The 25840-nt window shown below is 59.9% G+C and carries 23 protein-coding genes, 1 tRNA gene and 2 pseudogenes; 21 read left to right on the plus strand and 5 right to left on the minus strand.

What is annotated here, in order from left to right:
* Window positions 1-9: 9 nt before the first annotated feature.
* Window positions 10-1539: an FAD-dependent oxidoreductase gene (locus tag AC1DQM_RS19230; RefSeq protein ID WP_477746699.1), complete on the minus strand. Its 1530-nt coding sequence runs from the start codon at window positions 1537-1539 to the stop codon at window positions 10-12.
* Window positions 1540-1679: 140 nt separating this feature from the next.
* On the opposite strand from AC1DQM_RS19230, the gene AC1DQM_RS19235 reads away from it, so the two are divergent.
* The 7 genes and pseudogenes from AC1DQM_RS19235 to AC1DQM_RS19265 all read left to right on the plus strand — a co-directional run.
* The gene (locus AC1DQM_RS19235; protein WP_018929375.1) at window positions 1680-2240 is read left to right on the plus strand and encodes a YbhB/YbcL family Raf kinase inhibitor-like protein; all 561 of its coding nucleotides are present in this window, start codon (window positions 1680-1682) and stop codon (window positions 2238-2240) included.
* A gap of 87 nt (window positions 2241-2327) precedes the next feature.
* Entirely contained in the window at window positions 2328-4061 is a 1734-nt protein-coding gene (locus AC1DQM_RS19240; RefSeq protein ID WP_477746700.1) for a vWA domain-containing protein, read from the plus strand.
* An 8-nt stretch (window positions 4062-4069) separates the two neighbouring features.
* Window positions 4070-4651 carry an RNA polymerase sigma factor gene (locus tag AC1DQM_RS19245; RefSeq protein WP_477746701.1) on the plus strand — a complete coding sequence of 194 codons (582 nt, stop codon included), beginning with the start codon at window positions 4070-4072 and terminating at the stop codon, window positions 4649-4651.
* Window positions 4648-5268, plus strand: a complete 621-nt coding sequence (locus tag AC1DQM_RS19250; RefSeq protein ID WP_477746702.1) for a hypothetical protein — start codon at window positions 4648-4650, stop codon at window positions 5266-5268. Before AC1DQM_RS19245 ends, AC1DQM_RS19250 begins: the two co-directional genes overlap by 4 nt.
* A 20-nt stretch (window positions 5269-5288) precedes the next feature.
* Window positions 5289-5558, plus strand: a complete 270-nt coding sequence (locus tag AC1DQM_RS19255; protein ID WP_219731001.1) for a hypothetical protein — start codon at window positions 5289-5291, stop codon at window positions 5556-5558.
* A gap of 129 nt (window positions 5559-5687) precedes the next feature.
* Window positions 5688-5819, plus strand: a pseudogene (locus AC1DQM_RS19260) (type II toxin-antitoxin system HicA family toxin); the annotation flags it as partial.
* A pseudogene (locus AC1DQM_RS19265) lies at window positions 5816-5998 on the plus strand (type II toxin-antitoxin system HicB family antitoxin); the annotation flags it as partial. The pseudogenes AC1DQM_RS19260 and AC1DQM_RS19265, both read left to right, overlap by 4 nt.
* Before the next feature lie 141 nt (window positions 5999-6139).
* Here AC1DQM_RS19265 and AC1DQM_RS19270 read toward each other — a convergent pair.
* Window positions 6140-6433 (minus strand): DUF3077 domain-containing protein, encoded by a 294-nt coding sequence (locus tag AC1DQM_RS19270; protein WP_007941022.1) that lies wholly within the window; start codon window positions 6431-6433, stop codon window positions 6140-6142.
* 719 nt (window positions 6434-7152) lie between these two features.
* On the opposite strand from AC1DQM_RS19270, the gene AC1DQM_RS19275 reads away from it, so the two are divergent.
* The gene (locus AC1DQM_RS19275; protein WP_019581695.1) at window positions 7153-7452 is read left to right on the plus strand and encodes a type II toxin-antitoxin system prevent-host-death family antitoxin; all 300 of its coding nucleotides are present in this window, start codon (window positions 7153-7155) and stop codon (window positions 7450-7452) included.
* Window positions 7449-7757, plus strand: coding sequence for a type II toxin-antitoxin system RelE/ParE family toxin (locus AC1DQM_RS19280; RefSeq protein ID WP_081625773.1), 309 nt, complete (start codon window positions 7449-7451; stop codon window positions 7755-7757). The genes AC1DQM_RS19275 and AC1DQM_RS19280 overlap by 4 nt, the downstream gene beginning before the upstream one ends.
* 76 nt (window positions 7758-7833) lie before the next feature.
* Here the strand turns inward: AC1DQM_RS19280 and AC1DQM_RS19285 are convergent.
* Window positions 7834-7910 (minus strand) — tRNA-Arg (locus tag AC1DQM_RS19285).
* Between the two features lie 349 nt (window positions 7911-8259).
* Between AC1DQM_RS19285 and gabD the strand changes: the two genes are divergently transcribed.
* From gabD to AC1DQM_RS19300, 3 genes are all read left to right on the plus strand, one after another.
* On the plus strand, window positions 8260-9702 hold the full coding sequence (gene gabD / locus AC1DQM_RS19290) for an NADP-dependent succinate-semialdehyde dehydrogenase (protein ID WP_018929370.1): 1443 nt from the start codon (window positions 8260-8262) through the stop codon (window positions 9700-9702).
* A 197-nt stretch (window positions 9703-9899) separates the two neighbouring features.
* Window positions 9900-11177, plus strand: a complete 1278-nt coding sequence (gene gabT / locus AC1DQM_RS19295; RefSeq protein WP_018929369.1) for a 4-aminobutyrate--2-oxoglutarate transaminase — start codon at window positions 9900-9902, stop codon at window positions 11175-11177.
* 136 nt (window positions 11178-11313) lie between these two features.
* Window positions 11314-12528, plus strand: a complete 1215-nt coding sequence (locus AC1DQM_RS19300) for a response regulator (RefSeq protein ID WP_258612938.1) — start codon at window positions 11314-11316, stop codon at window positions 12526-12528.
* Window positions 12529-12576: 48 nt separating this feature from the next.
* Here AC1DQM_RS19300 and AC1DQM_RS19305 read toward each other — a convergent pair whose 3' ends face one another.
* Complete coding sequence (locus tag AC1DQM_RS19305) at window positions 12577-13566, minus strand: GGDEF domain-containing protein (protein WP_018929367.1); 990 nt, start codon at window positions 13564-13566, stop codon at window positions 12577-12579.
* Between the two features lie 249 nt (window positions 13567-13815).
* Window positions 13816-15000, minus strand: coding sequence for a delta-9 fatty acid desaturase DesA (gene desA / locus AC1DQM_RS19310; RefSeq protein WP_018929366.1), 1185 nt, complete (start codon window positions 14998-15000; stop codon window positions 13816-13818).
* Window positions 15001-15148: 148 nt separating this feature from the next.
* Here desA and dibA point away from each other — a divergent pair, with 148 nt between their 5' ends.
* The 9 genes from dibA to AC1DQM_RS19355 all read left to right on the plus strand — a co-directional run bounded on the left by dibA (window position 15149) and on the right by AC1DQM_RS19355 (window position 25823).
* Window positions 15149-17068 (plus strand): phosphodiesterase DibA, encoded by a 1920-nt coding sequence (dibA, locus tag AC1DQM_RS19315; protein WP_258612939.1) that lies wholly within the window; start codon window positions 15149-15151, stop codon window positions 17066-17068.
* Between the two features lie 311 nt (window positions 17069-17379).
* The gene (gene oscA, locus AC1DQM_RS19320) at window positions 17380-17562 is read left to right on the plus strand and encodes a sulfur starvation response protein OscA (RefSeq protein ID WP_018929364.1); all 183 of its coding nucleotides are present in this window, start codon (window positions 17380-17382) and stop codon (window positions 17560-17562) included.
* Between the two features lie 131 nt (window positions 17563-17693).
* Window positions 17694-18707, plus strand: coding sequence for a sulfate ABC transporter substrate-binding protein (locus AC1DQM_RS19325; RefSeq protein ID WP_018929363.1), 1014 nt, complete (start codon window positions 17694-17696; stop codon window positions 18705-18707).
* 71 nt (window positions 18708-18778) lie between these two features.
* The gene (cysT, locus tag AC1DQM_RS19330; RefSeq protein ID WP_018929362.1) at window positions 18779-19597 is read left to right on the plus strand and encodes a sulfate ABC transporter permease subunit CysT; all 819 of its coding nucleotides are present in this window, start codon (window positions 18779-18781) and stop codon (window positions 19595-19597) included.
* Between the two features lie 13 nt (window positions 19598-19610).
* Window positions 19611-20480, plus strand: a complete 870-nt coding sequence (gene cysW / locus AC1DQM_RS19335) for a sulfate ABC transporter permease subunit CysW (protein ID WP_007941037.1) — start codon at window positions 19611-19613, stop codon at window positions 20478-20480.
* A gap of 3 nt (window positions 20481-20483) precedes the next feature.
* Entirely contained in the window at window positions 20484-21473 is a 990-nt protein-coding gene (locus tag AC1DQM_RS19340) for a sulfate/molybdate ABC transporter ATP-binding protein (protein ID WP_018929361.1), read from the plus strand.
* 270 nt (window positions 21474-21743) lie between these two features.
* On the plus strand, window positions 21744-23114 hold the full coding sequence (locus AC1DQM_RS19345) for a hypothetical protein (protein ID WP_064615787.1): 1371 nt from the start codon (window positions 21744-21746) through the stop codon (window positions 23112-23114).
* Entirely contained in the window at window positions 23104-23616 is a 513-nt protein-coding gene (locus tag AC1DQM_RS19350) for a hypothetical protein (RefSeq protein ID WP_019581704.1), read from the plus strand. Before AC1DQM_RS19345 ends, AC1DQM_RS19350 begins: the two co-directional genes overlap by 11 nt.
* Window positions 23613-25823 carry a GMC family oxidoreductase gene (locus AC1DQM_RS19355; protein WP_477746703.1) on the plus strand — a complete coding sequence of 737 codons (2211 nt, stop codon included), beginning with the start codon at window positions 23613-23615 and terminating at the stop codon, window positions 25821-25823. Before AC1DQM_RS19350 ends, AC1DQM_RS19355 begins: the two co-directional genes overlap by 4 nt.
* Window positions 25824-25840: the final 17 nt, after the last annotated feature.

The following is a 25840-nucleotide window of genomic DNA, read 5'->3' on the forward strand; positions in this document are numbered from 1 at the left end:
GGACGTGCGTCAGGCAAAATCCCGAACCAGGCGCCACGCCTCGTCCATCGACAGCGGTTGTTTCATCCGTTCGGCGAGCATCGCCATGGCTCGTTCCTGATCGCAGGCAACGGCCGCCGCTACCACGCCGTTTTTGGCGAACAGGCCAATAAACGGTGGATGCTCAGGGTCGCCCTTGAACTCAACCTCGTCCCAGGCCTCGGCGTGTCCGAGGTAGTCGTAGTTTTTGCCGAAGTGCCAGGTCCAGAAATACGGCACGTCGAGGTAGCGTTCGTCGCCGCCGAGCATATTCGCCGCTGCAATCCGCGCCTGTTGCTGGGCCAGGCGCCAGTGTTCGATCCGTTGGGGCTGGCCATTGAGCGGGAAGGTCGCGATATCGCCGACGGCCCAGAGCCCGTCGGTCACGCGCATGCCGCCGTCGACCTTCAATGACTGATCTTTTTCCTTCGGCAGATCGGTAAACGGGGTGGTCGCCGGGGTGACGCCAATGCCGACCAGCACCAGATCCGCCGGCAAGCGCTGGCCGTTGTCCAGCAGCACCGCTTCGACTTTGCCTGTGCCTTCGATCTTCGCCGCTTCGCCATCGGTATGAAACACCACACCATTGGCCTCGTGCAGGGCACGAATCGCCTTGCCGACGGCCTCGCCGAATTGCGCCTCGAAAGGGATGGCATGGCGGGTCAGGACGGTGACATCCAAGCCGTACTGACGCAGGGATGAAGCGGATTCCAGACCAATGAAGCTGCCGCCGACAATCACTGCCCTTTGACCCGGTTTTGCGGTGGTCAGAATCTGCTGCGCCTGCGCCTTCGAGCGCAACACGAACACCTGCGGCAGATCGGCGCCTGGCAGCGACAGGGATTTTGGTATGCCACCGGTGGCAATCACTGCGGCGTCATAGCTCAACGATTGGCCATCGGCCAGGCGCAGGGTCCGGTTCGGTGCATCCAGGCCCATCACATCGCTGTTTATCCGTTCGATGCGCTGTTCCCGATAAAAGTCTTCATCGCGCAGCGGCGGAACTTCGTCCGGTGGCATTTCCCCGGCAATCACGAATTTGCTCAATGCCGTACGGTCGTATCCGGCTTCGGGCTCACGGTCGATCAGTAGCACCCGACCGCTGAAGCCTTTCTCCCGCAGCGCCGCCGCGCAGGCCGTCCCCGCTGCACCGGCGCCGATGATCGCAAAGGTCCGCTTATCATCCTCCGGCGGTGTGCTGGGGCCGGGCATCGGCTGGTCGTCGACCCAGACCTCATCGTCGCGCAACTCCAGCGGATAGCGCCGCAGACTGTCCAGGGAAGGTGGCTCGCACAGCGCGCCGTCTTCGAGCCGATAAGCCGCCTTGTGCCACGGGCAGATCAGTCGGCCCTCACACAGCGCACCTTTGGCCAAGGGAGCCCCGGCGTGGGGGCATCTGCCCTGATAGGCGCGCAATTGATCGCCGACCCGCAGCAAGACGATTTTCATCTTGTCGATCCGGACTTCAAGGCCACGGTCGAGGGGCACATCGGCGAAACGGGCGACGCGGTGCAGTGCCATGATCGATCTCCAGGCAGGTATTTCACTTACGAGTTTGGCGCTTATTCCCAGGTTCAGCCAATTCCCACTGCCACCGCACGAACGGTCCGGCTATAGTTTGCGTGCCGACGACGGCCCCACCCCGCACAAGGTGCTCCGGTATGACCCGATTGACCTCTTTGAACCCTTGGCTGGCGGCCGTTGCAGTCGCCCTTTGCGTGCAGTTACCGGCGCAGGCCCAGGAGCGTTTCACCCTCAGCATCCCCGGCGTTTCGGACAATCGGCTGTTCACGTCGGCGGAGGCCAGCGATGCCAGCGGTTGCGGTGGCAAGAATCAGTCTCCGGCCCTGAGCTGGAGCGCCGGCCCCCAGGGCACCCTCAGCTACGCCATCGTCATGCACGACCCGGACGGTCAGAAAGGCCTGGGCGTCGATCACTGGATTCGTTACGGCATCAAGGCCACGACGCGGCAGATCCCGGCCGGTGTCGGCACTAAATCCACCCTCGAAGGCGTGGGTGGCACCAACATCAAAGGCACCACCACCTACATCGGCCCGTGCCCGCCCATCGGTGACAGCACCCATCACTACATCATCCAGATCTACGCCCTGGACCTGGCGCCAGAAGCCTTGCCTGCCGGCCTGACCCGCGCGCAGTTGCTGGAACAGATCAAAGGCCATGTGCTGAAAAACAGCAGCGTGGTGCGGCGTTATCACCGCTGAAGATTTTTCACGTCGGCTTAACCCGAACCCGGCGGGCTGTCCGTCTCAGAGGATGAATGAGTCAATTTCCTCCTGAGGTCAGCCCCCATGTCCCTTCCTCTGCATGTCCTCCGCCCGGCCGCCCAGGGTTTCGCCGCCGGGTTGCTGCTGGCCGTTGCCGGTTGCGGCGGTTCATCCACACCAGCCTCTGAGACGGGCAACCCGGCAGCGGTTGCGCCTCCGGCTCAAAATGCGCCGAAAACTGAAGCATTAGTGCGCGAATCGGCCATGGCGGACACCGCGATGGCCAAGCGCAGCGCACGACCGGGCCCGCTGGTCGCTTTCGCGCCGGTGCCCGCCGGTGAAACTTATCCACAGGGCTACCGGGATGAACAGCGCGAGCAATATCAGGCGCTGGCCGATAACCCGATTCACAGCGTGGCCGAAGCGCCGGTCTCGACCTTCAGCGCCGATGTCGATACCGGCGCGTACGCCAATGTCCGGCGCTTGCTCAATCAGGGGCGTTTGCCGCCGGAAGGGGCGGTGCGGCTGGAAGAGATGGTCAATTACTTCCCCTACGATTACGCCTTGCCCACCGACGGCTCGCCGTTCGGTGTGACCACCGAGCTGGCGCCGTCACCGTGGAACCCGCATACCCGGTTACTGCGCATCGGCATCAAGGCGTCTGATCACGCGGTGGCGGAACTGGCCCCGGCGAACCTGGTGTTTCTGGTGGATGTGTCTGGTTCCATGGACCGTCGCGAAGGCTTGCCTCTGGTCAAAAGCACCCTGAAATTGCTGGTCGATCAATTGCGCGAGCAGGACCGGGTTTCACTGGTGGTCTATGCCGGAGAATCCCGTGTGGTGCTGGAGCCGACTTCCGGACGGGAAAAAGCGAAAATTCGTACCGCCGTCGATCAATTGGCGGCGGGCGGCTCGACCGCCGGCGCATCGGGTATCGAACTGGCTTACCAAATGGCGCAACAGGCGTTTATCCCCAAAGGCATTAACCGCATCCTGCTGGCCACTGACGGTGACTTCAACGTCGGTATCAGCGACTTCGACAGCCTCAAGCAAATGGCTGTGGATAAACGCAAGACTGGCGTGTCCCTGACCACCCTGGGTTTTGGTGTGGATAACTACAATGAACACCTGATGGAACAACTGGCCGACGCCGGCGACGGTAACTACGCCTACATCGACAACCTGCGCGAAGCGCGCAAAGTGCTGGTGGATCAACTCGGCTCAACCCTGGCGGTGGTGGCGAAAAACGTGAAGCTGCAGGTGGAGTTCAACCCGGCTCAGGTCAGCGAATATCGGCTGTTGGGTTATGAGAACCGCGCCTTGAAGCGTGAGGATTTCAGCAACGACAAAGTCGACGCCGGAGAAATCGGCGCAGGGCACACGGTGACGGCGCTGTATGAAATTGTGCCCAAGGGCGAGAAGGGCTGGCTGGAACCGCTGCGCTACGGCAATTCCGGGGCAGAAGTTTCCGCAAAAACCGGGGAATTGGCGATGCTGCGGGTGCGTTATCAGTTGCCGGAAGGTGGGAACAGTCGCTTGATCGAGCGGCCAATCCTGAAGGGGGAGGCCGGCAAACTCTCGGCCGCCAGCGATGACCTGCGCTTTGCCGCCGCCGTCGCTGCCTTTTCCCAGCAGCTCAAGGATGGGCGCTACACCGGTGATTTCAGCCTGAAAGACACCGAAGCCCTGGCCCGTGGCGCACGGGGTGATGACCCGTTTGGCCTGCGTGGTGAGTTCGTGCAATTGGTGGAATTGGCGCAGAGCCTGCGAACCTCCACCGCCTCGAATCAACCGCCCAACGACAACCGGATAGAGTGAAGGCTGACATGTCCGATCCTGCAATCAGCTCAACCGCCAGCAGCGATGAATCGCTGCTGGCGCGCTACCGCTCTGGCGACGGGCCGGCGTTCGAAGTTTTGTACGCCCGCCACCGCCAGGGCCTGTATCGATTCCTTCTCGGCCTCAGCGGCAAACCCGAACTGGCCGAAGAGGTGTACCAGGAAACCTGGCTGAGCCTGATCCGCAGCGCCAGTCAGCCACAAGGCCGGGCGAACTTTCGTACCTGGCTCTACCAGATTGCCCGCAACCGACTGATCGATCACTGGCGCAAACATGGCATTCACAACCCCTTGCACGACAGCTACGACGAACAGGCCCACGCCCTGATCGACGACGCAGCCGACCCTGAACAACTGCTGAGCCTGAGCCGCGACGGTCAACGCCTCGAAACCGCCCTGCAAACCCTGCCCGCCGACCAGCGCGAAGTGTTCCTGCTGCGCGCCCACGGCGACCTCGACCTGCCGCAGATCGCCACCCTCACCGAAACACCGCTGGAAACCGTTAAAAGCCGCTTGCGCTACGCCCAGCAAAAACTGCGTCGGCTGCTGGCCGAGGAGGTACTGACATGACTGACGCCAAACAAACACCGCCATCGTCCGACGATGAAGTGCTCAAGCATTTCCGCGACCACAGCAGCGGCGAACCACCGGCGCACCTCGACGCCTTCATCCTCGCCACCGCGCACCGAGAAGCCCCTGCGCCAAAGCCAAACCTGTGGCAACGCTGGCTCCGCGCCTGCCAACAGCCCCGTTGGCAAGTGGCATTCGCCAGCCTCGTCGGCGTGGCCCTGATGCTGGCACTGGTGCAACGCACGCCGCAACAACTGCCGAGTTACGACTTCGCGCCTGCGCCGAAAGCGTCCGCACCGGCCGCCAAACAGGAAGCCGCTGCCCGCTCCCAGGCCGCACCGGCCGAGGCTTTGTCCGCTCCCGCACCGGCTGCGCCGATGGCGGATTTTTCCGCACCTATGCAACGCGAGTCGATCAACAGCGAAATGGCCGACGAAGCCAAACTCAGCAAACGCGCCGCCGCGCCGGCCAAGTCACTGGAGGATCAATTACGTGAAGTGATGCGCCTGCAAGAGGCCGGACAAACCCAAGCCGCCGAAGCGCTGATGACGACATTGCACAAGCGCTTTCCCAAGGAAAACCTGGCGGCCAAACTCAAAGAAATGCAGAAAAAATGAGCTGAACAGCGGTCGCCGATTTGGCATCGACACCCGAAAGCGCGCACTATCAGCCCATAGCCGATGCGTTGGAGGATGCCGTGGCCCAAAAAATCGACCGCATCGCCCAAATGCTCAACTGCCCGGTGAAGGGTGAGGAACTGCGGCGAGCAGTGACTGAGAGTCGTAAGGAGTTTCTTCTGGCGAAGCAGGCAGAAGATGATCTTGAGGAAGACGTCCTTGATGATGAGTTGATCGAGGACGAAGAAGACGATGATGAATACGACGAGTTTGACTGGACGACAGAATGAGAAAACCGCTTTGGCGGTTTTTTGCCATTAAAGAAATGTTGATGGCCCCTGTCGGTTGATGCGCTTCGGTGCTGAGACTGCTCAGGGGTTTTTTATTGCCTGGGATTTTTCCGCCTTACCAATCATGTTGGGTTCCGGGTACGTTTTGAGCTCAACGGTGTGGTCGGCACCTTTCATCGACCACACCCGGACAAAAAAGCAAAGTCCTACCAGGTTCGTGGTGCGCGGGCTTTCCTTGAACAAGCAGGAGTCACCCCATGAACGTAATGAATTACAAAGGCTATGCCGCCCGAATTGAATACAGCGAGGAAGACGGCCTGTTTGTCGGCCATATCGCTGGTATTAGAGATGTCGTTGGGTTTCATGGCGAGTCGGTACAGGAACTTCGAAACGCATTTGAAGAGGCCGTCACTGATTATCTGGAAACTTGCGCCAAGCTCTGACGAAGATCGAGCGCATGCCTGACCACTGCTATTGCACGGTTATGCAGTTGCATGAGTGGTAGGACGCCAGAAGTCAGCATCTACACGCAATTTTGGAGGCCCCGAATAATCGGGGCGCATTTAAAGGGTGAGTTGCCGCTATTCTGCGGCTTGTTGCGTCGCCGTCTGCGGTGGTTGCGTCAGCACTTTCACCACATCATCAATCACTGCCTTACTCATCGCAGTCAGATAATGCGCGGCCCACGCGTGGCGATCGGTGTCTTTTGCGTAGGCTGCATCCTCAGCAAACGACTTGGCCAGGAACAACAGGTCGGACGCCTGCGCCAATGCTTTGCTAATAGGCACCCCAGCGCTGACACGAAACAGTGGATCGTCTGCACAGTAGAGGCAGGGCGTGAAACCGATGGTTTTTGCTTCTGAATGTTCAGTCATTTGCCACCTCCATTGACGGAGGTGCGGTGGGGGCGCGATTCGAAGTCGGGGTGAGAGATAAGCCTAATTTCGTACGGATTTACATTGCGCATGGTCTAGCTCCTTGACGAGGAACTGCCACTTTTTCGTTACCAAGCGAATGGGTGGCAGCTGTGCGCAGGTTGGTAAACCGGGAGTCAAGGAATCCGGCACGCCCGAAGACGTCCCACGCACAGCCGCCATAACTCAAAATTGCGGGCGTAAACAAACGCCTGCAATTCTCAATGGGGGCGCTGTTGCGCTTAACTCTCGGGTTACCAAGCCCGGTCGCTGAATTGGCAGCGACGGCGGAAGGGTATCGTGCAGGCTGATCTCCTGCAACCGTCGAAAGTCGTAAGGATTTTCTGCTGAATCGGTCGGAAGAAGATGACGTCGATGATCCCAAGGCTAATCGCAAAGTTCGCTAAGTACCCGGCTGGGTATTATCGTCATTTGACGGTCATTTGATTGAACAGGGCGCAGGCAGCAGACAGCAACTGGCCAAGGTGCGGTTTCAGCCGCCTTTGTTCGTGCCGCTCATTTGTCGGTCATTTGACTAGCGAATCTCGATTTAACGACAGCAAAGGAAACCCGTTTCGATGGTTTTTTGTGGGGCAGATGGCCCCGGTCAGTTGCACGTTGACCGTTGTTCGGAAAATCGAGCACTATAAGGTACTATTTTTTGTACCTTTGGAGCCGTCATGGAGCAATTACTTGCGAGTCGGTCGGTCAGTATTACCGAACTGAAACGCAGCCCAAGTACTGTGATTGAGCAAGCAGGCTCAGAGCCAGTTGCCGTTCTCAACCACAATCGTCCTGCTGCCTACCTTTTGCCGCACGCCGCTTATCAGCAGCTCCTGGATAGATTACGAGCCGCAGAAATATGTGTAGCTATTGCGACCAGCCGCAATGACCCACGTCCGGCCATTGCTGCCGATACCGTGTTTGCCGAGCTTGATGCGCTCATTGATGAGGTCGAAGCAGAGCAGAAGCGCCCATGAGACAACTGTTTTTCTCCGCACTGGCACGAGAGGATCTGCAGCAAATCGCCCGCTACATTGCCCGTGACAATCCGGGTCGAGCTCGGACTTTTGTTGGTGAGCTACGAGTGTGCTGTGCTCGGCTGCTGGATCAGCCTAATCAAGGTATTCCCCGAGATGACTATGCCAGAGGGCTGCGAATGATTTCCCACGGCCGATATTTGATCTTTTATAGTCTTTTCGAGGGCGATGTTCAGATTGAGCGTGTCCTGCATGCCGCAAGGGACGTTGGACGTCTATTCGAATCAGGCAGCGCTGATCACTAGACCCAAACCATTGAAAATGGCTTACCCACAAAAAAGCCCCAGACCCTAAGACCTGAGGCTTTCTCGTTTCTACATATGGTGCACCAGGCGGGATTCGAACCCACGACCCCTGCCTTCGGAGGGCAGTACTCTATCCAGCTGAGCTACTGGTGCAATGCGGGCGCCATGATACTCATATGCGCTGCGGGCGTCCATGCCGCTGAATCGCCTGCGTTTTTCCAAAGCGTAACCTACGATTGCTACGCTGATCTGAAAAAATAGGCAAATGCGGCGTTTTCGTTCTTTTTTTCGAACAGCCTATTGTCCTTTACCCCCTTTGATCCTAGGATTCGTTTGAGATTTCAAACGCTCTTGTCTGGGTGCTGAACCGCACGAGTTCGTTCCGTGCGCTATTTATGTGCTTCAGCCCGGTGAATGATTTCCCTGACGGCAGCCTATAAGGCGCCTTTCTATAATCATAATTCGCTCCGCGCGTGCCGCGGTGCTGTTAAGGAAAGCCGACATGCAGCTTAAAGACACCCAGTTGTTCCGCCAGCAAGCCTTTATCGATGGCGCTTGGGTCGATGCGGACAACGGTCAGACGATCAAGGTCAACAACCCGGCAACGGGCGAAATTCTGGGCACTGTGCCGAAAATGGGCGCTGCCGAAACCCGCCGTGCGATTGAAGCTGCTGATAAAGCGCTGCCGGCCTGGCGCTCACTGACCGCCAAGGAGCGCGCGAACAAGCTGCGTCGCTGGTTCGAGCTGATCATCGAGAACCAGGACGATCTGGCTCGCCTGATGACTCTGGAACAAGGCAAGCCATTGGCCGAAGCCAAGGGCGAGATCGTTTACGCCGCTTCCTTTATCGAATGGTTCGCTGAAGAAGCCAAGCGCGTCTACGGTGACGTGATTCCGGGTCACCAGCCAGACAAGCGCCTGATCGTGATCAAGCAGCCAATCGGCGTGACCGCTGCGATCACTCCGTGGAACTTCCCGGCCGCGATGATCACCCGTAAAGCCGGCCCGGCCCTGGCCGCCGGTTGCACCATGGTGCTCAAGCCTGCATCGCAAACCCCGTTTTCCGCGTTCGCCCTGGCTGAACTGGCCCAGCGTGCCGGTATTCCGAACGGCGTGTTCAGTGTAGTGACCGGCAGCGCCGGCGACATCGGCAGCGAGCTGACCGGCAACCCGATCGTGCGCAAACTGTCGTTCACCGGTTCGACCGAAATCGGTCGTCAGCTGATGACCGAGTGCGCCAAGGACATCAAGAAAGTCTCGCTGGAACTGGGCGGCAACGCGCCGTTCATCGTGTTCGACGACGCGGACCTGGATAAGGCCGTCGAAGGCGCGATCATTTCCAAGTACCGCAACAACGGCCAGACCTGCGTCTGCGCCAACCGCCTGTACATTCAGGATTCGGTCTACGACGCGTTCGCCGAAAAACTGAAAGTGGCTGTGGCCAAACTCAAGATCGGCAACGGTCTGGAAGACGGCACCACCACTGGCCCGCTGATCGACGAAAAAGCCGTGGCCAAGGTGCAAGAGCACATTGCTGACGCCGTCGGCAAAGGCGCTACCGTGCTGGCGGGTGGCAAGAGCATGCAAGGCAACTTCTTCGAGCCGACCATCCTGACCAACGTGCCGAACAACGCGGCCGTGGCCAAGGAAGAAACCTTCGGTCCATTGGCGCCACTGTTCCGCTTCAAAGACGAAGCCGACGTGATCGCGATGTCCAACGACACCGAGTTCGGTCTGGCCTCGTACTTCTATGCGCGTGACCTGGGCCGTGTGTTCCGTGTGGCTGAAGCCCTGGAATACGGCATGGTCGGCGTCAACACCGGGTTGATCTCCAACGAAGTCGCGCCGTTCGGCGGCATCAAGGCGTCGGGCCTGGGCCGTGAAGGCTCCAAGTACGGCATCGAAGATTACCTGGAAATCAAATACCTCTGCCTGGGCATCTAGGCCCGAAGGGATAAGCCCGGCAAGGCATTGCTTCAAACGCAAAGGGCACGAGAGCGCTGTCCCTTTGCGCGCTTCAAACGGAATTTTCTCTGTGGCCGGGAACGCTGTGGCAGTCGATCATCGCATGCTGCCGTAGTTGCTTCCCCGCCGCTTAATCCTTGAACCACGCCGACCGATGAGCGGCGAATGAGGAATGTATGAGCAAGACTAACGCTGAGTTGATGGCCCGCCGCACCGCTGCTGTACCCCGTGGTGTTGGCCAGATTCACCCGATCTTCGCCGACCACGCGAAGAACGCCACCGTGACCGACGTTGAAGGTCGTGAGTTCATCGACTTCGCCGGCGGTATCGCCGTGCTGAACACCGGTCACTTGCACCCGAAAGTCATCGCCGCCGTGACTGCGCAGCTGAACAAGCTGACCCACACCTGCTTCCAGGTGCTGGCCTACGAGCCGTACGTGGAAGTGTGCGAAAAAATCAACGCCAAGGTGCCGGGTGATTTCGCCAAGAAAACCCTGCTGGTGACCACCGGCTCCGAAGCTGTGGAAAACTCCATCAAGATCGCCCGCGCCGCCACTGGCCGTGCCGGTGTGATCGCGTTCACCGGCGCTTACCACGGTCGCACCATGATGACCCTGGGCCTGACCGGTAAAGTCGTGCCTTACTCGGCCGGCATGGGCCTGATGCCAGGCGGCATCTTCCGCGCGCTGTACCCGAACGAACTGCACGGTGTGAGCATCGACGATTCGATCGCCAGCATCGAGCGCATCTTCAAGAACGATGCCGAGCCGCGTGATATCGCCGCGATCATCATCGAGCCGGTGCAGGGCGAAGGCGGTTTCTACGTCGCGCCTAAAGAGTTCATGAAGCGTCTGCGCGCCCTGTGCGACCAGCACGGCATTCTGTTGATCGCTGACGAAGTGCAAACGGGCGCTGGCCGTACCGGCACCTTCTTCGCCATGGAACAGATGGGCGTCGCCGCCGACCTGACCACCTTCGCCAAATCCATCGCTGGCGGCTTCCCGCTGGCCGGTGTGTGCGGCAAGGCCGAATACATGGACGCCATCGCTCCAGGCGGCCTGGGCGGCACTTACGCCGGTAGCCCGATCGCTTGTGCCGCAGCCCTGGCCGTGATGGAAGTGTTCGAAGAAGAGCACCTGCTGGACCGTTGCAAAGCGGTTGGCGAGCGTCTGGTGACTGGTCTGAAAGCCATTCAGGCCAAATACCCGGTGATCGGCGACGTGCGTGCCTTGGGTGCGATGATCGCTGTCGAGCTGTTCGAAAACGGCGACAGCCACAAGCCGAACCCGGCTGCTGTAGCCGCCGTTGTGGCCAAGGCTCGCGACAAGGGCCTGATCCTGCTGTCGTGCGGCACCTACGGCAACGTTCTGCGCGTGCTGGTACCGCTGACCGCGCCGGACGAGCAACTGGACAAAGGCCTGGCGATCATCGAAGAGTGCTTCGCCGAGCTCTGATCCGTTTGTGAACTGATCGACAAAAAACCCGCTTCGGCGGGTTTTTTTATGCCCCTTGAAACACATCAGGGGCAATTGGGCTGTATCGAATGGCCAGCATTGACTAAGGTGCAAGCATTGCCGTTGGAGTGTGCAGATGACTGCTGTGGTGTTACCCGCTGTACCGCGAGTGTTGATTGCCGAGGCGGACCCCTGGTCCCGCGACCTGCTCAAGCAGGTGTTGTTGAATGTGCGCTGCGACGCGCGGCTGGACCTGTGTGCCGATGGCCAGGAAACCCTGCAGCTGTTGGCAGAGAACCCTTATGACCTGGTGATCGTCGACTGGGAGTTGCCCGGCGTCGATGGCCTGAATGTGTTGCGCAGTGTTCGTCAGCGCAAACGTAATCCGCCGTTGCCGTTCATTCTGATGAGCAGCCGCAACGACAGCGCCAGCGTGCGTGAAGCCTTGCCCCTGGCGCCCACGGCGTACCTGACCAAACCCCTGAACATGGAAAACCTGACCCAGCGCCTGCAGGATTTACTGCTGAGCGCGGGTGAAGAGGTGTCCTGCGAAGTGCCGTCTCTGGCGCCGGGCATGACCTTGTCGGTGTATCTGGAGCGGCGGCGCGAACTGGCCGACGGCGCGCCGCTGATGACCGATGTGCAGGTGGCGATCAAACGTAGCCTCAATCCCGATGGCCTCGATCTGGTGCGGCTTGAAGACGAGATCCGCACGGATCCGCAAGTCACCGCCGTGCTGATCGCCGCCGCCAACAGCGCGGCCCAGCATCATGGCGCCGCCGTGCAAACCCTGTCCCAGGCGTTGCATCGCTTGGGGACCGGGCAAAGCATGAACCTGATTCTGGGCCTTGCCCTCAAACGCAGTGCCCGGCTCAGTGATCCGCAACTGGCGGACTATGCCGAGCGCTATTGGGAATTGTCCCTGCACACCGCGGAATACGCGCGAACGCTGGCGCGCTTGCTGGATCTGGATCAGGAGCGCTGTTATTGCGCGGGCATGCTGCACCGCCTCGGCGACCTGGCGTTGCTGCGCTGTTTGCAGGAGTGGAAGCAGGCCGGTGGTGAGCTGGATGAATGGGAGGAAGTCGGCGATGCCCTGGCCGAGTTCGGCGCGGCCTACGGTTCGGCGCTGCGTACCCGCTGGCGCCTGCCGCTGGAGCTGCGTGAGCTGATTGCGGCGGTTTATCAGCTCGGTGGCGGGGTTTACTCCCGCGAAGCGCTGGTGATGAACATGGCCGCGCAACTGGCGCGCCTGACCGAGCATGAGGGGATCGAGGCATTGGCCAAGAGCCGCACGGCGCGGTTGCTCAAGATCGGATTGCCGGAGCTGATGCGCTTGCGCAAAAAATAGGCTTTGTAGATCGTTCCCACGCAGAGCGTGGGAACGATCTACATGGGCTCAGCCAGAGATTATCCGGTTCTTGCCCTGGCGCTTGGCCTGGTACATCGCCGCATCGGCGCGGGCGAACAGGCTGTCGAGGTTTTCATCCTCGGGCGTGAGGCTGGTCAGGCCCTGGCTGACGGTGATGCCGAACGTCTGGTCGTCATGGCTGAAACTCAACCGTTGAATCTCCCGTTGCAGGCGCTCGGCCACTTGCATGGCCATGTCCGGTGCGCATCCGGGGAACACCGCGGCGAATTCCTCACCGCCGATCCGCCCGAACAGATCACCACGCCGCAGGGCCGCGCGACCGCTCTCAGCGATGCGTTGCAGCACCTTGTCGCCTTCCGGATGGCCGTAGGTGTCGTTGATCACTTTAAAGTCATCGATGTCCAGCAGCAGGAAGGCCAGCGGCTTGCCTTGCTGGCGTGCCTGCTCGAATTCGTGATTGGCACATTCGAAGAAGTGTCGGCGGTTGCTGCTTTGGGTCAGCACGTCGGTGGTGGCCAGGCGGTGGAGCTCGGTTTCCATCTGCTTCTTTTCGGTGATGTCTTCGGCAATGCCGACGATGATCACTGGCTGGCCCGGTTCGGCCTGGCGGTTGATGAAGCACTTGTCGCTGAGCCAGCGCACCTGGCCGTCGGCGGCGATGATGCGGTACTCGCGGTCTTCAACGGCGCCGTTGACCAGCACTTGCGCCAGGCTGCGCTCGGCGTAGTCCAGATCGTCGGGATAAACACTGTCGCGCCAGTGGTTGTAGTCGGACAGCAACAGGCCGGCGGGGCGGCCGAAGATCCGGTCATAGGCCGGGCTGACGTAGAGCACCTGACGGGTTTCCCAGTTGAATGCCCAAAGCACGGCGTTGACGCTGACCAGCAGCGAGCTGAACAGCTGTTCGCGTTCGCTCAGGCGCGCCACTTCGCCCTGCGCATGCATCAGCGCCATCAGCGTTTGCGCGGCCTCGGGCCACTGCGGAAGGGATGTGTCTTGTAGGTTTTTATTGACCATCGGCACAAGTCTCAAAGGGCGTGCCGCTATTTCGACAGCGGCCAACACAAAGCCCGCCGGGGTGGCGAAGTGTCTTTGAGATAGGAGATTTGGGGCGAAGTTCCCGCTTTTCGTGGCGAGGGAGCTTGCTCCCGCCGGGCGGTATTGGCGACGCGTTTTTTCAGTTAAAACGCGTCGTCAGGTATTGCGGCTGCTGCGCAGCCGAGCGGGAGCAAGCTCCCTCGCCACAGGTGCGCCCCTGATTCAGGGTCAGGCAGTGGCGGGGCGCAGGGAGTAGGTTTTCAACTGGTCGGCGAAATCACGCAGGGATTGAATCCCGCTGGCCTCGGCCTCGTGTACCCAATCCTTGATGGCGGCCAGCATGTCGTGACCATTTGAGCTGGTCTTGACCCAGATCTGCTGCAGGGCCAGGCGTTTCTCGTAAATTACCTTCAGCGCCTGGCTGTGCTCGAGCATGGTCTGGATGCGCAGGTGGTGCTTGTCGTCCAGCAGGCTGGTTTCCCGCGAGAGCAGGCGTTTGGCCCGGTGGAACTGGTGGCGGACCGAGTGATCGACCTTTTCCAGCTCTTGCTTGACCAGAGGCGCGATCACCAGCTTGCGGTACTGGGCCATGATCTGGAAGCGGTTGTTGAGGATCGCCATGGCGGTGTCCATGTCCAGGTTGCCTTTGCCTTCGACACGATGGGCGATCGGCGCAACCCGCTGGACCTTGGCCAGGCGCAGGAAGCTGAAGACCTGGATCCAGGCCCAGCCGAGGTCGAATTCCCACTTCTTCACCGACAGTTTGGCCGAGTTAGGGTAGGTGTGATGGTTGTTATGCAGTTCTTCGCCGCCGATCAGGATGCCCCAGGGCACCAGATTGGTCGCCGCATCGCGGCATTCGAAGTTGCGGTAGCCGATGGCATGGCCCAGGCCATTGACCACGCCGGCGGCCCAGACCGGGATCCACATCATCTGGATGGCCCAGATGGTGATGCCGATGGTGCCGAACAGCAGCAGGTCGATGACGCCCATGATCGCCACGCCCAGCAGTGGGAAACGACTGTAGAGGTTGCGTTCGATCCAGTCTTCGGGGCAGTTCTTGCCGTAGATGCGCAGGGTCTCGGGGTTTTCCGCTTCGGCGCGGTACAGCTCGGCACCTTTGCGCAGAACGGTGGACAAGCCCTTGATGACCGGGCTGTGCGGGTCATCGACGGTTTCGCATTTGGCGTGATGCTTGCGGTGGATAGCGGTCCACTCGCGGGTGTTCTGCGCCGTGGTCAACCACAGCCAGAAGCGGAAGAAATGTTTCAGGCCGGCATTGAGCTCAAGCGAGCGATGGGCTGAATAGCGATGCAGATAGACCGTGACGCCGACGATCGTGACGTGGGTCATCAGCAGGGTGACTGCCACCAGTGACCAGGGCGATAAGCCAAGAAAACCTTCGTACCACATAGCCTATAGGACCCTCGATAAAGAAAAAAACAGCCGTCGCATTATCACTTAGCCCACAGATAAAACCAGTCGCCCTTTCAGATAAGAGTGGCCGGATGTTTCTTTAATCTATAATTCCAGTCTTTTTTGTAGGGACATGGACGCTCGAATGTCAGCCACATATCGCGATGCCTTGCGTGCAGCGCTACTTTATCTGGTGCTTTCCGTAGTCTGGCTTCAGTTCAGTGGTTATTTATTGAACAGTTTCTTCGATAACTCCACCGACCTGCTGCGCTGGCAACTGATCAACGGTTATGCCTGGGTGGCCTTCAGTGCCGGGCTGATTTTCATCGCGCGGGCACGTTTGTTTCGCTGCCTGGGCGTCGGCGCCAAATTGCGTGAACGTAATGCCGACCGGGAGCGTTTGCGACAGGCGGCCGCGGTGTTCGATTGCACCCGCGAAGGGGTGCTGGTCACCAATAACAAAGGGCTGATCGTCCATGTGAACCGGGCGTTCATGGAAATCACCGGCTACCAGTGTGAGGAAGTGCTGGGTCAACGACCGAGCATGTTCAAGTCGGGCCATCACCCGCCGGGTTTCTACCAGTCGATGTTCGCGACACTCGACAGCCTCGGTGAGTGGAGCGGGGAAATCTGGAATCGTCGCAAAAGCGGCGAGATTTACCCGCAATGGCAGACGATCCGCCTCGTTCATGATGATCAGGGGCGGCTCAGCCAGTACGTTGCGGTGTTTTCCGACATCAGTGCGATCAAGAACTCCGAGCATGAGCTGACGCGCCTGGCCCACCACGATCCGCTGACCGATCTGCCCAATCGCCTGCTGTTTACCGACCGTGCCGGGCAGGCTGTGGCCTCGGCGCAGGCCCATAAGCGCGGTTGTGCGTTGCTGATGATCGACCTCGATCACTTCAAATTGATCAACGACAGCCTCGGTCACAGTGTTGGTGATCAATTGCTCAAGGGCGTGGCTGAGCGTCTGAACACCTTGTTCGGCCCGGGCATCACCCTGGCGCGGCTCAGTGGCGACGAATTTGCCCTGTTGGCTGAAAATTGCCCGCAACCGGGGCATGCCGCGGCGCTGGCCCAGCGGGTCATCGATGGTCTCAAGGAGCGGTTTCAGATTGACCGGCATTCGTTGTTCATCAACGCCAGTGTCGGCATCAGCCTGTTCCCCAGCGATGCGTTGAGCGCCGAGCAACTGTTGCGCAATGCCGACTCGGCACTGTTCAAGGCCAAGAGCGCCGGTCGCGACAGCTATGCCCTCTACACCGAAGAGCTGACCGCGCATGCCCAGCAACGTGTCGAGATTGCGTTCGAATTGCGCCGAGCACTGGAGCAGCAAGAGTTGCGGGTTTATTACCAACCCGTGCACGACCTCAAAACCAGCCGTCTGATCGGCGTCGAAGCCCTGGTGCGCTGGGAGCATCCACAGCGCGGGCTGGTGTCACCGGCTGAGTTCATCCCCATTGCCGAACGCACCGGGTTGATTGCCGAGATCGATGCCTGGGTCATGCGCCAGGCCTGTCAGCAAATGTGCCAGTGGCACGCCGCAGGCGTGGTGTTGTCGTTTGTTGCGGTGAACGTTTCTTCGCGCCTGTTCGCTCGCCGTGAGTTGTACCAGCAGGTGGCTCAGGTGCTGCACGACACCGGCCTGGATCCGGCATATCTGGAGCTGGAAGTCACCGAAAGCGCGGTGATGGAGGATCCGGAAGTGGCGCTGGAGCAGATGCATCGCTTGCGTGAGTTAGGCGTGCGGCTGGCCATCGATGACTTCGGCACGGGTTATTCGTCGTTGCTGCGACTCAAGCGTTTACCGGTGCAAAAACTCAAGATCGATCAGGGATTCGTCGCAGGCTTGCCGGGTGATGAGGACGACGCGGCAATCGCTCGGGTGATCGTTGCGTTGGCGCAAAGCATGGGAATGCAGGTGCATGCCGAGGGGATCGAGCAGGTCGAGCAGGCGGCTTTCCTGCTCGAGCACGATTGCGATCTGGGGCAGGGGTACTGGTTTGGGCGGCCAGTGCCGGCGGCTTCCTTGGATTGGGTTCGGGCGCCGCTGATTGGATGAGTGCCTGAGCTGCTTCTTGTGGCGAGGGGGCTTGCCCCCGTTGGGGCGCGTAGCGGCCCCAAATCTTTGCGTCTGCTACGCAGCCGAACGGGGCGGTGCGGCGTTCCGACAAGCCCCCTCGCCACAGGGTTTTGTGTGGCCCTGAAAATAGTCGATCCCCCGCAATCCCTTGTTCCATCAAATAATGCATTCTGGTTATATAAACATTCTTAAATAGTCTTTTTAAGAATATCTGCGCCTATCTACTATTGCTCTCACGCCGTACGCAGTGCCCGCCACTGCCAGGCATATCTCATTAAAGGAGCAGCACCATGAGCGCATCCCTACGCAGTGTTGACGGGCAGGACGAAGCCACCATTTTGCGCGAGATCCAGAGCGCGTTGCGCGATCTGCGCTTTGGCGCGGTGGAAATCACCGTGCACAACGCCCAGGTGGTACAGATCGAACGCAAAGAGAAATTCCGTTTGCAGCATCCGGGCAACAAGTCGAGCTGAAGCAAAGATCAAAAGATCGCAGCCTTCGGCGGCTCCTACGGGAGCGTCGAAGGCTTCGATCCTTGAGTCAGGCAACCCGTTCCAGACCATAAGAAAAAGCCACCACACCAAGAATTCCAGGAGCTTTCACCATGTCGTCGATTCGCCATTTTGCGTTGGCCGCCCTGGCCAGTGCCCTTTTTGCTGGTTCCGCGGTTGCCAAGGATTACGAACTGCTCAACGTGTCGTATGACCCGACCCGCGAGCTGTATCAGGACTACAACGCCGAGTTCATCAACTTCTGGAAGAAAGACCACGCTGGCGACAACGTGAAGATCCAGCAGTCCCACGGTGGCTCAGGCAAGCAGGGCCGGGCGGTGATCGACGGTCTGCGGGCCGATGTGGTGACCCTGGCCCTGGCCGGCGACATCGACGAAATCGCCAAGCTCGGCAAGAGCCTGCCGGCTGACTGGCAGAAGCGTCTGCCGGAAGCGAGCACGCCTTACACCTCGACCATCGTGTTCCTGGTGCGCAAGGGCAACCCGAAAGGCATCAAGGACTGGGGTGACCTGACCAAGAACGGTGTGGAAGTCATCACCCCGAACCCGAAAACCTCCGGCGGTGCACGCTGGAACTTCCTCGCGGCCTGGGCCTATGGCCTGAAAGCCAATGGCGGTAACGAAGCCAAGGCCAAAGAGTACGTACAGACCCTGTTCAAGCACGTGCCTGTGCTGGATACCGGTGCTCGCGGTTCGACCATCACTTTCGTCAACAACGGTCAGGGCGACGTGTTGCTGGCTTGGGAAAACGAAGCTTTCCTGGCCTTGAAAGAAGACGGCGGCGCCGACAAGTTCGACATCGTCGTGCCTTCGCTGTCGATCCTTGCCGAGCCACCGGTGGCCGTGGTCGACAAGAACGCCGAGAAAAAGGGCAACACCGAAATCGCCGAAGCGTACCTCAAGCACCTGTACAGCCCGGCCGGCCAGGAAATTGCGGCGAAAAACTTCTATCGTCCACGTGACAAGGACGTAGCTGCCAAGTACGCCAAACAGTTCCCGACCCTGGAACTGGTGACCATCGACAAGGACTTCGGCGGCTGGAAAACCGCCCAGCCGAAATTCTTCAATGACGGTGGCGTGTTCGACCAGATTTACCAGGCGCAGTAGCCTGAAATAGATCTGCCAACGGGCCCCGATCTTGCCGTCGGGGCTTAGTGCGTTTTCAACCAAGGACTTTTATGTCGCGTCGTATCTCCCCCGTCATACCCGGCTTCGGGCTGACGCTGGGCTACACCTTGGTGTACCTCAGCCTGATTGTGCTCATTCCACTGGCGGCGATGTTCGTGCATGCCGCTCAACTGACCTGGGACCAGTTCTGGGCAATCATCTCGGCACCTCGGGTGCTGGCCGCGTTGAAGCTGAGCTTCGGCACCGCGTTGTACGCCGCGATCATCAACGGCGTGATCGGCACGCTGCTGGCCTGGGTGCTGGTGCGCTACACCTTCCCGGGGCGCAAAGTCATCGATGCGATGATCGATCTGCCCTTCGCATTGCCCACTGCCGTGGCCGGTATCGCGTTGACCGCGCTGTACACCCCCACCGGCCTGGTGGGTCAGTTCGCGGCGGACCTGGGTTTCAAGATCGCGTATACCCCCCTCGGCATCACCCTGGCGCTGACTTTTGTAACACTTCCATTCGTAGTACGTACGGTACAGCCTGTACTGGCCGATATCCCCCGTGAAGTGGAGGAGGCGGCGGCGTGCCTGGGGGCAAATCCGTTGCAGGTTTTCCGCCATATTCTGATGCCGGCGCTGCTCCCGGCCTGGCTGACCGGTTTCGCCTTGGCCTTTGCCCGTGGGGTCGGCGAGTACGGTTCGGTGATTTTCATCGCTGGCAACATGCCAATGAAAACCGAAATTCTGCCGCTGCTGATCATGGTCAAACTCGACCAGTACGATTACACCGGCGCCACCTCCATTGGTGTACTGATGCTGGTGGTTTCCTTTGTCCTGTTGCTGCTGATCAACTTGTTGCAGCGGCGCATCGAAACCCCATAAGGAGGCGCGAAAAATGTCCCAATCGTCTATTGCAGCGGCCTCCTCGAACGCCGCCCGCCGTGGCAGTGCTGCTTCGCGGCGAATCCTCATTGGCCTCGGCTGGCTGATCTTTGCGCTGTTTCTGTTGTTGCCGCTGTTCATCGTGGTGTCCCAGGGCCTGAAGCTGGGCCTGGGGGCGTTCTTCACCGCGATCTTTGAGCCGGACGCGTTGTCGGCCCTGAAACTCACGGTGATTGCGGTGTTGATTTCGGTGCCGCTGAACCTGGTGTTCGGGGTCAGCGCCGCATGGTGCGTGAGCAAATATTCGTTCCGCGGCAAGAGCATGCTGGTGACCCTGATCGACTTGCCGTTCTCGGTGTCGCCGGTGATCGCAGGTCTGGTCTACGTGCTGATGTTCGGCGCCCAGGGCTTGTTCGGCCCATGGTTGCAGGATCACGACATCCAGATCGTCTTCGCCTTGCCGGGCATCGTGCTGGCGACGATTTTCGTCACCGTGCCGTTCGTGGCCCGTGAGCTGATCCCGCTGATGCAGGAACAAGGTACCCAGGAGGAAGAGGCCGCGCGTTTGCTTGGCGCCAATGGCTGGCAGATGTTCTGGCACGTCACCGTGCCGAACATCAAATGGGGCCTGATCTATGGCGTGGTGCTGTGTACCGCGCGGGCCATGGGTGAGTTCGGGGCGGTGTCGGTGGTGTCCGGGCACATTCGCGGGGTGACCAACACCTTGCCGCTGCACGTCGAGATTCTCTACAACGAATACAACCACGTGGCCGCGTTCGCCGTGGCGAGCCTGTTGCTGATCCTGGCGCTCTTCATCCTGCTGCTCAAGCAGTGGAGCGAAAACCGTATTAACCGCCTGCGCGCCAGCGCCGCGGAGGAATAAGTCATGTCGATCGAAGTGCGTAACGTCAGCAAGAACTTCCACGCGTTCAAGGCGCTGGACAACATCAGCCTGGACATTCAAAGCGGCGAACTTGTGGCGCTGCTGGGGCCGTCCGGCTGCGGCAAGACCACATTGCTGCGAATCATCGCCGGCCTGGAAACCCCGGATCAGGGCAACATCGTGTTCCACGGCGAAGACGTTTCCGGCCACGACGTGCGTGATCGCAACGTCGGTTTCGTGTTCCAGCACTACGCCTTGTTCCGTCACATGACGGTGTTCGACAACGTTGCGTTCGGCCTGCGTATGAAGCCGAAAAACCAGCGTCCGAACGAAAGCCAGATTGCGGTGAAAGTCCACGAACTGCTGAACATGGTGCAACTGGACTGGTTGGCCGATCGCTACCCGGAACAACTCTCCGGCGGCCAGCGTCAGCGCATCGCGTTGGCCCGCGCCCTGGCGGTGGAGCCGAAAGTGCTGCTGCTCGACGAGCCTTTTGGTGCACTCGATGCCAAGGTCCGTAAAGAATTGCGTCGCTGGCTCGCGCGGCTGCACGAGGACATCAACCTGACCTCGGTATTCGTGACCCACGACCAGGAAGAAGCGATGGAAGTTGCCGACCGGATCGTGGTGATGAACAAGGGGGTGATCGAGCAGATCGGTTCACCGGGCGACGTCTACGAAAATCCGGCCAGCGATTTCGTCTATCACTTCCTCGGCGATTCGAACCGTCTGCATTTGGGCGAAGACCGGCACGTACTGTTCCGTCCACACGAAGTGTCGCTGTCGCGGCATGAACTGGAAGACCACCACGCCGCTGAAGTGCGGGATATTCGTCCGTTGGGCGCCACCACGCGGGTGACGCTGAAGGTCGAAGGCCAGAGCGAGTTGATTGAAGCTGAAGTGGTGAAGGATCACGACAGCCTGGTTGGATTGACGAAGGGTGAGACGTTGTTCTTCAAACCCAAGGTCTGGCAGAAAGTCGCCAACATTTAAGGGCCAAAGCATCGCGAGCAGGCTCGTTCCAGCAGTGGATTGGTGTTGACCACAAACTCTGTCGGCAACCCAAAGTCCTTGCTCGCGATGGCGTCTCCAAGAACACTCCACCCAATCTGTAATAACACCAACTGACCTTGCTTCGATCGGTTCTACCCCCGTGATTTTTTTGCCTCAAACCCTACCTAGACTCTGACTTGCCAGGAGGCAGTGAGAGTCCATGACGGACCGGTGTTATCTCCTGGCGCCCTGATGCCAAGGAGATAAAGCATGAGAATGGAAGTCAGTCGGCATGGCCCGTTTGGCTGTGCCTTGTTGAGCGCTTTGTTGGGCTCGTCCGCCATTGCCGCCCCCTCACTGTCGCCGCAGATACCCTTTGATGTCACGGTTACCCAACCGGTTTCTCTGCCCAGCCTGCAGGCCGATTTCGATGACTTGTCGTGGCAGACCTTCATCGCCCTGAGCTGGCCGGCGCTGGACAATGGCGATCCAAATACCGGCACCCCCATCGGCAAGCAGGATGGGGCCACGGTGTGGGAAAGCTGGAAAGAGAGCTACCAGATATTCCGGGCCAAGGGCCAGACACCGCTGCCCTGGAATGCCCCGGCAACCCTCCCCGAAGCGTGCAAGTCGCTCAAGCCTGGTCGTCTCCTGCAGCAAATGGGCAAGGTGCCCGATGTGCTGAATGAGTTTATCCAGCCCTTCGAGAGTGGCCCGCTGGTGGATCAGAACGGCGTCTATACGCGCAACGAAATCGTGGTCAACCAATCGATGTTCGACGGGATCGTCAACAACGGGCTGTACAGCATCGAAGGCCAGCAGAAGTTTTTCGCCGCGAGCCCGAGCAACGCCGTGGCTTTCAGCTGTGGCTCGGCTGAGACGAAGCAGGTCGGTGCGGTGATGGTGAAGGCGTCGTGGAAAGTGCTTGGCCCCAATGATCGCCGACAGGATTTCCACACCGTCGATGCACTGGTCTATACACCGGGCAACAACGATCCGAGTCATGGGCCGATTGTCGAGGAGTCGTGTGTATCCGAGCCGGTCGGGCTGGTGGGGTTGCACATCGTTCATAAGACCGCCAATGCCGCGCAGTGGGTCTGGTCAACCTTTGAACATGTGAAAAACGTACCGGAGAAATCCACGCCTCCTGAGCAGCGGGTGGGCCCGTACCTGTTCTACAACGTCAACAGCAAGAGCGACGTTAACCAGCCTCCGCCACGGCCGTGGAACCCGGCAGTCAAGGCGACGCCCTCGCAGATCGAGCGTGACGCGCCGCTGACCGACGCCACCAAAAAGCTGAACACCACGTACCAGGCCCTGCTGCGAACGGTCAATCCGCAGAGCGTGTGGGCGAACTATCAATTGATCAGCACCCAGTGGCCGTCAGCCCCTCCACAGCCCAATTGCCAGATATCGGCGACCAACCCACTGGGCAGTCCCGCGCCCTTGTTCCTGGCCAACGCCACGCTGGAAACCTATATCCAGGGCACCGTGCCCCAGGCGTCTTCCAGCTGCATGGCGTGTCACGGCAATGCGGCCACCCATGTCACCGAATCCCCGCGCACCAGCTTCGCGGATTTCACCTACCTGCTTGAACGCGCACAGTCCACGGGTGGACAAGGAGTCAGCCATGAGCAGTGATCTGCAAAACTTCATTGGCCTTTCATCGGCCCTCACCGGCATTCCCGCCGATCGACTGGCGCCGGCCATCGACCAGGTGGGGTTGCCGCCGATCTTTCTCGAGTTCATCACGCCGCGCATCACGCCTGATGTGCTCAACGCCTTGCTGACTCAGTACGCCACGATGGCGGCGGACCTTGAGCCTCCGGACCGGATCGCCCAGGCGGTGCTGATGGATGGGGCGCAACCGGCGACCACGCAAACCGCCCGAGCAGCGCGTTCAATCATGAAACTGTGGTTGTTGGGGGTCTGGTATCAGCCCTATGCCACCGGGAGCTACAAATCGACCGACTCGATGGTGGTGTCCGATCAGGCCTACATCAACAGCTGGGCCTGGAAAATTGCCCAGGCCCATCCCATGGGATACAGCGAGATGTTTTTCGGCTATTGGAACACCACGCCGCCGAGCCTTGAGGATTACACCGGGGTACCCGCCAGCGGACAGCAAGGAGCCTTGTCATGAGTACCGAACAAGCGGACGTAGTGATCGTTGGCGCGGGGCTGGCCGGCAGCATCATCGCTTATCAACTGGGCATGGCTGGGGTGGATGTGCTGGTGCTCGAATCAGGCCCGGAAATCCCGGCCAACCGTGCTCAATACCTGGAGCGCTTCTATACGTCCACGCTGAAAACCCCCGAGGCCCCTTACCCACCGGTGACGAGCCTGGACACGCCCCGTGATCCGGCCAACGAGAACGCCCCACGTGCGACCATCGCCGATTTGATCCTGGGCTGGGACAAGCCGGCGATCAGCTATCTGGTACAGAAAGGCCCGATGCCCTTCACCAGCACCTATGAACGGGTCGGCGGCGGCACCACCTGGCATTGGGTCGGGACATGTCTGCGCATGGTGCCGAACGATTTTCGCCTGAAATCAAAATACGGCGTCGGGGTGGACTGGCCTATCGGCTACGACGATCTGCAAAGTGCCTACTGCCGGGCCGAGGCGGAAATCGGCGTGGCGGCCAATGTCGCCGACCAGGCCTATCTGGGCATGACCTTTCCCGAAGGCTATTCATTCCCGATGCATAGCATTCCGTTGTCGCTGGTCGATGGCAGTTTTGTCACGGCCGTGACGGGGCAGATGTTCGACGGCTTGCCGCTGGTGGTCAGTCCGACGCCCGCCGGGCGCAATTCCCAACCTTACGCGGGGCGCCGGGTGTGTGCCGGCAACACCAACTGCACACCGATCTGTCCGATCCAGGCCAAGTACGATGCGACAGTGACAATGAACAAGGCCCTGGCCACCGGCAAGGTCAAGGTGTTGTACCGAACCGTGGCGAGCAAAGTGACCGTCGGGGCGGACAGCAATATCAACGGTATCGAATTCATTCAGTATCAGCTTGGCGACGGCCCGGTCACTGGAACCGGCGTCGCTATCGGGCAGCGTTATGTGATCGCCGCCCATGCCATCGAGACACCCAAGCTATTACTGAACTCCACGAGTCCGGCCTGGCCCAAAGGTGTGGCCAACAGCAGTGGGCAGGTGGGACGCAGCCTGGCCGATCACCCGATCTACCTGGCATGGGGGCTGATGCCTGAAGGCAAGGCGGTTTTTCCGTACCGGGGTCCTCTGTCCACGGCGGGCATCGAGAGTTTGCGTGACGGTGACTTTCGCAGCTCTCGAGCGGCGTGGCGCATCGAAATCGGTAACGAGGGCTGGAACTGGCCGGCCACCGATCCTTACACCACCGTGGCTGACTTCATCGACGGGGCGAATCACAGTCAAACCAACCCGCTACCGCCGGCCTTGAAACCACAGCAAGTGCTCTATGGGACAGCATTGGTTCAAAAGCTCAACGACTTGTTCATCCGTCAGTTCCGGATCGCGTTTCTGGTGGAGCAGGTCGAGGACGATCCCGATCACCCCACGTGTTACATCGTGCCGTCGACCGAGTACAAGGACCGGCTCGGCATTCCCCGGCCGGAAATTCACTATGACCTGTCCAAATACACCAAGGAGGGCTTCAAGCAGGCGAAGAAGTTGGCGACTCACATCATCACCGAACTGCTCGGCGCGGTGGAGCTGACGAAGCCTCTCACGCCCGGGACGTTCACCTACGACAATGAGCCTTACAGTTTCCAGGGCGCCGGACACCTGATGGGGACCTATCGCATGGGCGATGATCCAACCAAATCGGTCGTCGACAAATACCAGCGCAGTTGGGACCACAAGAACCTGTTCCTGGTGGGCGATGGTGTCTTCCCCAGCACCGGCACTTCGAACCCGAGCCTGACGATTGCTGCGTTGTCGTTCCAGGCCGGGGATACGCTGGCCAACGACCTGAAGGCTGCGACGGTGGAGGTTCTGGCCAATCTGCCCTGGCAGGGCACCGGTGTACAGATCAACGGTCTGGTTCCACGTCTGGCTCGTTGTGTCCTTGGCTTATGGTGCGCCAGCCCGGAGGGTAATTGGGTGGATGGAAAGGGCAATCCGAACTACATCGCCAAGTTCGGCTATACGCTGATGGGGGCCGCCGAAGGTGCTTTGATCGGCCGTGTTGGTGACTTTGGCATTCCCTTCCTGATCGGCGATCTGGCGCAGATTCCGGCCGGCCAGCAAGGCGAGCTGCAGTTGTGTATCAATGATGACCTGCTAGGCCTCTACGGTGCGGGTTTGAAGGACAACCTCGGTGCACTGACGGTTCGGGTCGAGTTCGGCACGCTGTGAAACCTGGAGCGGTAACG

The organism is Pseudomonas sp. 01L34 (assembly GCF_056400265.1).